9 protein-coding genes are annotated in these 9,923 nt (G+C 55.4%); 1 reads left to right on the top strand and 8 read right to left on the bottom strand.

Annotated features, from left to right (window positions below):
- Positions 1-207: transposase (locus K288_RS50500; RefSeq protein ID WP_152535488.1), on the bottom strand; the 207-nt coding region annotated here is incomplete at its 3' end.
- Positions 208-501: 294 nt separating this feature from the next.
- Complete coding sequence (locus K288_RS0112125; protein ID WP_152535486.1) at positions 502-3,123, bottom strand: hypothetical protein; 2,622 nt, start codon at positions 3,121-3,123, stop codon at positions 502-504.
- 451 nt (positions 3,124-3,574) lie between these two features.
- Between K288_RS0112125 and K288_RS53600 the strand changes: the two genes are divergently transcribed.
- On the top strand, positions 3,575-3,727 hold the full coding sequence (locus tag K288_RS53600; RefSeq protein WP_160168964.1) for a hypothetical protein: 153 nt from the start codon (positions 3,575-3,577) through the stop codon (positions 3,725-3,727).
- 99 nt (positions 3,728-3,826) lie between these two features.
- Here the strand turns inward: K288_RS53600 and K288_RS50495 are convergent, their stop codons facing one another.
- The 6 genes from K288_RS50495 to K288_RS0112085 form a co-directional block, all read right to left on the bottom strand.
- Positions 3,827-4,300 (bottom strand): TIR domain-containing protein, encoded by a 474-nt coding sequence (locus K288_RS50495; RefSeq protein ID WP_084799564.1) that lies wholly within the window; start codon positions 4,298-4,300, stop codon positions 3,827-3,829.
- A 9-nt stretch (positions 4,301-4,309) separates the two neighbouring features.
- The gene (locus tag K288_RS0112110) at positions 4,310-4,891 is read right to left on the bottom strand and encodes a 7-cyano-7-deazaguanine synthase (protein WP_027579793.1); all 582 of its coding nucleotides are present in this window, start codon (positions 4,889-4,891) and stop codon (positions 4,310-4,312) included.
- On the bottom strand, positions 4,888-5,586 hold the full coding sequence (locus K288_RS0112105; protein WP_027579792.1) for a hypothetical protein: 699 nt from the start codon (positions 5,584-5,586) through the stop codon (positions 4,888-4,890). The genes K288_RS0112110 and K288_RS0112105 overlap by 4 nt, the downstream gene beginning before the upstream one ends.
- Positions 5,587-6,993: a toll/interleukin-1 receptor domain-containing protein gene (locus K288_RS0112100; protein ID WP_027579791.1), complete on the bottom strand. Its 1,407-nt coding sequence runs from the start codon at positions 6,991-6,993 to the stop codon at positions 5,587-5,589. It lies immediately after the preceding gene.
- Positions 6,994-7,054: 61 nt separating this feature from the next.
- Positions 7,055-8,200, bottom strand: a complete 1,146-nt coding sequence (locus K288_RS52305) for a carbohydrate kinase family protein (RefSeq protein WP_152535485.1) — start codon at positions 8,198-8,200, stop codon at positions 7,055-7,057.
- Positions 8,201-9,279: 1,079 nt separating this feature from the next.
- Positions 9,280-9,603 (bottom strand): MarR family transcriptional regulator, encoded by a 324-nt coding sequence (locus tag K288_RS0112085; protein WP_027579790.1) that lies wholly within the window; start codon positions 9,601-9,603, stop codon positions 9,280-9,282.
- Positions 9,604-9,923: the final 320 nt, after the last annotated feature.

Here is a 9,923-nt window from a genome sequence, read left to right as displayed (position 1 = left end):
CAAACGCGCCCGGCGCCGCCAGTCGTGCACCTGCTGGGGCCGGCAGCCATGGCGACGGGCGACGTCTGTGACAACCGCCCCCGGCTCGAGGCTTTCCGCGGCAATCTGTGCCTTCAAATCATCCGGCCACCGCTTGCGACCTGCGCCAGCATACACTTCGATACGCGGCGACAACGGTCGTCTTATGTCATCCGAATGGTCGTCCATTGTAAGCACCCTTGCTGAAGATGACTCTTCTAACGGTGCTCTTAAGACCCCGCACAAACAATCCGACGGGCCTCTGCGCTACGCTTACGGTAGAAGATTGCTTCCACGACACCTACAGAGGCGCGCCGCAGACTGAAGAGCCTTGGACGACTGGTCCGACTTGCGACCGCCGCCGGGTGGTGCGAGGCGGGAATTGGCTATCTGATGCCAAAGCACTGCGCTCTGCGAGCCGCGACTGGCACGCTCTCGGAGACGACGGCAACGATCAGATCGGACTTCGCGTGGCGCGCGAAGTCACCGTGGATGAGTCCTCAGAGCGTCGTGACTAGCATCAACTCGATTTTGCTCTCGCCAAAGCATGGCTCGGTAATCCCACGCGTAAAGCGATTCTAGAGGAGCACACGCTTGCGGATCACTTAACCGCTTGCGCGCAAATGACGCGTGTCTTGTCAAGGCAAAACGACGAACGATTTGCTGATCTATCTCGCGGGCTTTGACCGGTTGTCCAACGCAAGTCCAACCGATCGCCATCCAGCTATATGCGTTGTCGATGGCATTTGCCGCTGGATATTTTTGTCGCAGCGTGTTGAACGTGGTCGTCGCCTTGGCCATGTCACCCACGATAACGGCCTCCGCAAAGACCTGTTCCGCCATCGAATCGTCGATGAGCCGAGACGCAGGAAATTCGGCCTGGAATGCGGCGTTCGCGTCAGCGACTTTCATCGGATCAAACTGTGCGAGAAGCGCGATGCGTTTGTAGTGCAGCCATTCTCGCAATTTTTGGAAGCTCGCGTTTCGGGGCAAGAGATCGAGTGCGAGCCGCGCGAGCTGTATACTCTGGCGCAAATCCCTGTGTAATGCCTTTGGACCTGGCGTTCTCTGGGTGCGCTCATCGGGATCTCGCATCATCGAGTATTTGACTACGATTCTTCTGATTTCAGTCTCCGATGATGCCGGCGATTGCTTGTCGATGTTCGCCAACATCGCTTCTAATTGCCGGGCTTCGCGCGACGCTTGATAGAGATAAGTGATGCCTTGCAGTTCGCCCTCGTTAGCCAATTGCAATCTTTCGAAAGCGTCCGAGATTCGGTTGGCATCAGTCGTGACCGGCAAGTTTTCGACTGTAACGCCAAATTCTCGCAGCGCGCGCTGAGCGTTGTCTACTACCAATTGATATTTACCGGAATGATAGAGTTGAGCCAGCGCCGTGTACCAAAGTAGAGGTCGCGAGGAAAAAACCTTGCTGTTCTGGACGCGACTTAGCGCGTCTTCCGGCAGTAACATGCGTAGGATGCGACTCGATTGATGTTCCGCGGCGTCTGCGTAGTCCAGACCATCGTCTTCATCGGCGTCGGTCGAGCCGACTTTAGGAAGGAGTGCGATGGCGGTTTCGAATCTCTTCAGCGCATCATTTGTATTTCCGCGGTGATAGGCAAGCCACCCGAGGAAATAGGCTGCATCGTCGGAATGTCTCGATCTGCGGTCTTTCAAAACCTCCTCGAATGCTGGCAACAGTGGATCGGTGAGCCCGCCGAACTCAGGAATTCTTTGCAAGAGCGGGCGAGATCCGTAACGCTCAGCTAGTTGATTTAAGTAGTGCAAGTACTGTGTCAGCGAGGGCTCGCCGTCCAAATATTCGTCAGTTGAAAATGCAGCCTCATAGAATGAGTCGTCGAAGAAACTCCGTCTTGCTAGTTCTATATTCCTTTCCGTCGGTGATTTGTCTCTGGATCTGAGCTCGTCTTTGCGTTCGGTTTCGCGAACTCTCTTCAGAAGCTCTTGATAATTTTTGTTGATCGATTTCGCCGAACCCTCGTCCTGAAACAAAGCATCTTCTGAATCACGTTGATCGAGATGAGATTGGGGGCGCACTTGATCAAGCAGCAGCTCTCGATCGCCATGCCGGGAAACTACTTGAAACACCTTTGAAAGAACTTTTCTGAGCTTCGCGTGAGCAGCTGCGTAGACTAGGACGGTATGCACCGGAGACTTTTGGTTGAACTGAACTGCGTCATCAAAACGTCCCAACGTGTACAGCAGAAAATCGGAAAACGGCTCCGTTGGGCTTGTGTTTAGTTGAGCAACGATACTATCCCGAATAGTAGGAAATTCAGTTCTTTCGCCAAAGACGTCGACAGCCATGTAAGTGCCGGCCTGCAGGTGCTTTATGACGCTCATGGGAAGAAGCGCCCACACATGCGAACGATACTTTTGGCCTTGAGCGCTGAAAGCTTCGTCTACGGCTCCGTTTGCGATTTCCGGAGTTGTGTTCAAGGCCAGACGGCGCGCCATAAACGCTATTTCGGACCATTTAGAATAGTCATCCGGCGTAGACCCGTTGTCCTCGGCCAGGAATTGATCGGCTTGTGATTTGAAATTTCTCAGGGCCAAGCTTCCAGCTGAAACGATGAGCCGCTGGACGACAATCTGTTTCGGCTTGTTTTGCGACAAAGTCAGGAGGAAGCCGTCCCCGCCTATAACACGGTAGATCGGCCGGTTCGCCTCCTTTACCGCCTTGAAGTCGCCGCCCACATCGATCAGCAACCCATATCGTTTTTCAATGGGCCCGTTGATTTCACGGTATTCCTCAGCATTGGTGCTAATTTTTTCTAGTTTGACATCACCCCAAGCAGCAACAACTGCGCCACCTATGGAAAAGCGCTTCGGCGACGAACTACCAAGGATATTCGAGATTTCCGATACCGCCCGGGCTTCTACCCGTCCAAGGGCGTCGGACTCATAGGATTTGCTGTATGCATACAATATTTTCCGGCTCGCTGATTCGATCAATATGTCGGATATGTTTGCGCGGTTTGCCAGCGGAGCATTCAAATTGCATTGAGTTGTGCCTGAAAATTCCACCCGAGAATAGCACTTGTAGTTTGCGCTAAAGTCGCCTGCGAGCGGCTTTCCCAAGCTTAGCTGTCCGAGAGGGTATTCCGTTGCGGGACAGCGGCCGGCGAAAATTGTCGTCCAAAGAGCGACACATATGGATGAAATCACATGAAGGCTGTTACGCACACCGAGCCCCCGAGAATGCCTTAAAAAATTAGCCTTAGTTGCTCTTGCGGGAACATATCAGCTTCGCAACCTAAAATCGACGACAATTTGGCGGCCGGATGCGGGCCGGCGCTCGTGATCCTTGCCTTCAGTCGTGGCATGAACATCAGCGATGTGAATGCTCCCCATTACCAACGTCGTCGGATCAATCATGAACCAGCATTGAGGTCGGCTCAAAATGCGAAGAACTCAACCTGAGCAAATCTAGCCCGCCATGCCTCAATAGCGGACCTCAACGAGGTGGGCCGCCACGTGCCCGACCGACGCACGTCGGGGCAACATCGGCCGCAAGGGGCGCTCTCTTCCCATGGCCAAGCTCGATGCCATCGTGGTGGTGAACCTCGCCCAGCGGCTGTTCCAACCGGAACGTCTGATGCTCATCCTTGGCAACCTCGCGAACGCCGGTCAGACCGAGCGGCCGAGATCGATCAGCGGGTGTCCAATTTGCGGGCGGAATTGACTCGGCGGAGGAACGGCGGAAGCGCTGGTTCGGCAGGCTAACCCGGGAATCTACTCGCCTTCCTGCCAACGCCGCTACAACCAATGCAGGCTCCCTTGGCTAGGACTTGTTCAGTTCTTGGGCCAGCGAGGACCAAGGCACCACTTTGATCTTGTTTTGGCTTATCCAGGTAGGAGGGGTAGGCGCCGATTGACCGGCGTGAACAGCGATGACTCGTTTGCCCAACTCGATGCTCTTCTCAACCTCCCATCGAACCCACCGGCTCTGCGGAGTATCCTTCGACAGATAAACTACCGTTGTAGAACTCTGACTAATTCGTTCCGTGAGCCTACTCTTGATATATTCGGCTCGCACGCTGTCGTACGGTTCTTTGACCGAATAGTCATTGAACTCTATATCGCTATTTTCATTTTTCGACTGGCCGCGAAGGAGGTTCACTTCGTCAAGGTCCTCATGGGCGAAGCTTATGAAGACATTCTTACGGCCACCTTGGAGGACCCGTTTTGCTTTCTCTTCCAATGCTCGTGTGTCGCCTAATCGGTTGCTGCCGCCACCGCCGCTGCCGCCACCCATCTAAGCCTCCTAAAAGTTGAATTCCTTGCAAGCGATGCAGGCGCCACAAGGCTCCTCATTGCCAACGTGACAAGAATACGTGCCTCTGATGCCTTTCTGAGCTGCGAGCGATACAACGTCTTTTTTGTAGAAGGACGCTAAGGGAGCCAGAACTTTTATCGGCTTTCCCATACATCGCGTGATCATCTTTTCCGCCCCGCTTAGAAATGCGGAGGTCTGGTCGGGAAATAGGCTAGTGCTTTCGTGCAAGAGCCCGATGGCAACAGCATCGGCATTCACTTGATGAGCGTGCGCCGCAGCTACCAGCAGGAACAGCATATTTCGTCCGGGAGTAAATGCATCCTCGTAGACCCGCAGTTTCGTATCCGTGAGACCCGATCTTATGAGATGCCCAAAGCCAGACAGATCGGCCACGGTCGGTTCAGCTAGCCCTATCCGCCGCAGTGAACTCCTACAAGCTTCTAGCTCCCGCTGGCAGGAGCGCTGGCCATAGTTGATAAAGAGAGGATGTTGTTCAACGCCCGTCTCGCGGGTGAGATACGCGACAAGGGTCGAATCTAATCCACCAGACACCAGAGTGACTACGCTCACGACAGCACCAACGAGTTTTTCCGAGCAACACGCATTACGATCCAGATCGCCCAGTCTAGCAGTCCGACCGGGTAGCCAATAGCTTCAGCGTGACGACTTAACGAGTGTTCGCACCTGTAATACCATTTTACTCCGCCGGGGCCCTCGGCCGTCTCGATCTTAAGGGCGGCCATATAGTTGAGCACATGGCGATCAAGAACTGCTAATTGGTAGGTGTACCCGATATTGCGAAGAAACATGCTCGCTTGTTTGGGGCCCATTCCGGGTGCTCGCTGCAAAAACCAAGAGCGCGCGGCTGCAGCGCTATCGAATCCATCCATAAGCCGTTGCAAGCTCTTTGCTTCGTTCCGCACCGCATGGCAAGTTCGCGCGAGTTGGTTGGATTTTGTGACGTGGAACCGATAGCTACGACTACGGCCCGCAACCTCGAGCGGGCAGCGGAGGATGAGCTGTATTTTCTCGGCTGTCTTCTCAACCTCGACCGATGGATCGAGAAGTACGCCCGATCGGTGGATGGCCTCTGCAGCGGCGGTAGCCAATTCATAAGGAACCTGACTGCTGAGCAGGCAACACGAAAGCTCTTTCCAGAGCAGACGCTCATCGGTCTCCGTTCCTTGCCCTTCGGTCCGCAACGCGACGTCTGGACAAATTGCTGCGACCGCTTCGCGAAGCAGATGAGGTTCAATCATTTTCATCTAGAACACCTCAGGTAGCGCTGATTCAAGTTGAGGCATGCTCCCGACGGGCAGGCGCTCACTTAGGAATCGGACCAGCTTGCCTCCGTGAGTCGCCGATCTGAGGTCTCCCAGAAATTGAGCGAAATAGTCCATGTTGTGAAAGAGAACCTTTCCTGCATAGTTGATCTTATCGCTGTTCACCGCATCACGCACAATCGGTGATTGGGCAACTCGAGTTTGATAGGAAAAGAAGTCATACTGCTCAAAATGGAAGAGGGTGTTGTTCGCGGCATCTGCAACAACGCGACACCACTCGAGCCCATCGAAGCAATCGGCCCCAACCGCAGACAACACGGCGATGCTCAATGGATTGCCGGTGCCCAAAAGATGGAGTGGCTGGTACCGGCCCAGAGTGGCGAGTTGTGTTCGGATTGATGCGAGCGTCCTGGCTTTCGCGATTAAGCCCGGCCCAAGTTCGCGCTCCGGAATAGCAATGACAGGTGGAGCAAGCGCTTCGGCCAATTTTCGAATGACGTAGGGTATGTGCTCCAAGTTGTACTTCCCGTCCTTGCTTTTTGGAGCATGTACGATTGGTAAGACAGTCTTCGATGTAAACTTCGAATCGCGCTCAACAGCAGCCGCAATCTGTCTCACCATGCGATCTCGATTGTTGGGAGGATCGAGTTCATCAAAACAGAAAGCGAAATCATGGGGAGTCGTCTTCAGGACACGGTGAAACTTCGATGCCTTCCAAGTCTTATCTGACTTGCGCGATGCCTCATAGTTTCCAGAATCGAGAAGTATCCTCGTGCCGTTCGCTTGGGCCCGTTTCAGAGCTTTACTGAACGTTGCTGCCGCTTGGCTATTGAACACGTCGTAAGCGGAAACCAAAATTGCTTCCGCTCCGAACAGTGCAAGCGCCTTGATCGCTTCAATCGGCGCGAGCCGTGTTTCGTGGGAGGAGACGGAAAAGAAAAATGTCGGGGAGTGGACTTCTATGTCCCGCACGGCGAACTTTAGGGGACGCTTGGCTGCGCGCTCCGGCACAACCAAGCGAAGCTTGTCTCTCAGTTTAGGCAGGCCCGGATGGTCTGGATTTCCATCCCAGCCGTGCAGCTGCACGGCGTCGATCGATCCAAACCCCAGCGGCGGCGTGACTAACTTCTCGACCATGATAGGCAAAAGAGGGATATTGTTCTGGGCGGCAAGATTGGCTTCGTCGATGACGATCTGGCTTTGTCGAGAGGCAGATGACCAGATCGGAATGACGCATTTCGCTGCTTTTATTGCCGCCTCGATCGCCGATCGGAAGTCGCCTGTTACAGTCCGATCCCACCATACGGACCATCCGGGAGACAGCGCCTTCTCCAAGGCGGGAAGCAAATGCTCATCTTTACGAGAGTAAATGATGCACACGTCGTGCATAATCGGCACCTTCCTCCGTATATCGCGCAAATGAGTGAGGCGCGTTTTGCAATGCGGCTTCCTACTGTGCCGCTTGCGCTTCTAAGGCTAACCAACAGACTCTATAGATTGCGGTAACAAAATCATCGATTTGTTCGGCAGCGCTGCCTACGCTCAAAGCACGATCAGAAAAGACCACAGCAGGCAGTGAGTGGTTCGAAACGAGCGCCTCCGCGCGTCTTTCGAAGGATTCGTTGTCGCGAGCAAGAAACAAAGCTGCGGTAGCTGCAAGGTCATGCGATTCAGGCTCTTCGCCGAGATCGGGGCAGATTGCGGTCAGCCCTAACTCGCGGATACACCACCGAGCTTCTTCCAATAGCCATCGGTCTTGAAGAGCCTCTATGCTGCCCACGATGATTACTTTGGCCGATCGATTCGGTGCAACAGGACTAAGGTCGGTAAGGACAGAGACCGCGTCTGGTAGCTCTTTGGTTTGGGCGTAACTGGCTACTGCGCGCGACGCAAGATTGGCTGCGTCTGTAGGAGCCCTTCCTTCCTTTGCCCAGTGGTAGGAGAGCGTTGCGGTGAAAACGTCTCCTGTTCCGATCTTGAATACATTTTGCGATCGATACGCGGGCACGTGGTCAATACGACCGTCGCGATGAAACACCGCGCAACCATTTACACCGCGTTTTGCTGCGATGAACGCCGCCCCTTCCGATTCAAGAAGATTTCTTGCCGCGAGTATAATGTCGGACGTTTGTCCGAGAGTTCGAAGTTCTTGTTCATTCAGTACGAGGGCTAGTTCGTTGGCCTGGGAGCCATTTTCGCGAAATCTGGCAGGCCTTGCTGACGTCTGGGGGTCGTAAACCGCGCGGTTCGCCACAACGATTGCTTCTCCTTCAAGAAACCCAAATCGGACTACGGCATCACCCTGAACGTGGATGGGAGAATGCTGTCGCAGCTCGGTTGGCGCAACTGAAGGCCGAGAGAGGGGATGAAGGTAGGCGAAAACGATTTGAGCGTTTGACGGCGTTAGCTGAAGCCTTACTCGTGGTTGGCCATAGAGCTGAGCAGTCATTTGCCTCGAAAATGGCGAGTAGGTGTGCAACTCGACGGAGGCAGACAGGTTGGCGATCGCGGCCGCAGCCCGACCACCTGAGCCATACACGGCATCCCAAGGCGGGCACTCGCAGATCTCACGATACAGTCCACCGGTCACAATCATTTTTCTTCCGCACGAAAGGCGGCACCCCCCAATTAACGAGTTCACCCGCAATTCTAGCTACAACTTGAGCGGGTACAACCGATAAAATTGGGGCATCGCCCCGAATCGCGGTTCACCGTCGGCTTATCCAAAGTACATTTGGATTGATTTGCTTGGCGCTTTTAATCGCGAGCGAGTTCTTGCGTCCAACAGCCTCATCAAGAGAGCTGCCGGAATTAGAAGATACGGGCCGAATCGGATACTCGAAGTTAGCGCACAGTGGATGGGCCACATCATGCGGAGCACGCATGAGGACCTAGCCGATGTTGCCACCGAAACCGCGCGCGTCGTGGCCCCTAATTGGTTTCTGGAGAAGAGATGAAGTGAAAAAACAGCGAACAGCCAAGCGGAAGCATGGGCGAGTGGTCCGCAGCGCAGGTTAGCAGGGTGTTGAGTCGCGCGTAGGCCCCAGTCTCGGGCAACAGTCCCCGCGCGAACCTGGCGCTACCCGGGTGCGGTCATGGCCGGCCCCCACACGGGGGACGATCGCCGCTCCGTGTATCCGATGGCCACTCAGATGGCTGCTCATTTTATCCGGGGAGCGCCCTCGGTCTCCTTCCAGTGTTATCTGAAGGCGAAGCTTGAGCCCGAGGCGTGTACTCATAAACTGGGGCTTCCGCTTTCAGGGGGGACGCAGACACGCGACCTGACGTCAGGGATAGCCGACATGACCAAACGTTCTGCTTCTGTCCGGTTCTGACAGCAATGCGTACGTCATTTGGCGAGCGGATATCGACCGGATGCCTCGCTTGGCAGCACCCAGTAGACGAGGTGCGCTGAAGGCTGACCGGGGCTCGCTGTCGTGATCGCAAGCGCCATTCCTTCGCCGCTGGGCAGCGGCCCCAGTCAATTCGGTTCACTAGTTACCGCACGCCCTTAGCTGGCACAGAAGGTCTTCACGTCGCGCACGTCGACCCGCTGAAGTGCACCCTTGGCTGCGATGTCTTGGCCAGCATTGGACATGGTCCTCTCGACCTGCCTAATCGTCTCGGGATAAGGCATGGGGGCCGACGGCGGGGCGGGAGCGGCTGTGCCGACCACTAAGCCACGGGAGTCGATGGACGTCCAACTTCCGTCCGCGTGACGTACGACCGAGGGCTCGTGGGTTGACCCTGCGGCATCCGACCGAATAGATCAGCGCCCGCGTCGGTGAGCACGAACACTGCCTCGTCGATGTCATCACACCCATGACGGATGCGTCGGAGGAGTCCGCGGCGATCAAGAGCGGCCAGATACTGCTTTGCGGACGAGCTGCGACAGCCGATCAGGTCCGCGACCTGCTCCGCGTTTGGCGGCTCTGGGCTCGCTGCCACCGCGAGCAGGCTGCGATAGTGTCCCTTGGCCATCGACAGCAGCTTGAACATCGTTGGTCTCTTGGTTCTTGGGGTGGCTCTCGCTGCGCTTCGCCTCGGCCCGCATCAGTCGATCAGAGGCCCTGCGGAGCCTCTTGGCTCGACGTTGAAGGCGCTTGATGGTGTTGATGAGCACGCCCTGCTTGATCGACAGCCGGCAATAGCTGACGCTCGGTGCAGCCTTACCAGGCTCTCGGCCATCGCCGGCCATTCCGGTCATGGGATCGACCAAAGCAGCGCCTGCATCTCCGACCTTCGAAATCAGTCACTTCATGACAACCACCTTGCATGAGGCACATCCTAAAGTATAGTGGCTGCGATTGTGCTATGCG

The organism is Bradyrhizobium sp. Ai1a-2, from assembly GCF_000426245.1.
In the GTDB taxonomy this organism is placed as follows: Bacteria; Pseudomonadota; Alphaproteobacteria; order Rhizobiales; family Xanthobacteraceae; genus Bradyrhizobium.
Note: the sequence above shows the minus strand (reverse complement) of the source record. Positions and strands in the feature narration are given on the sequence as shown.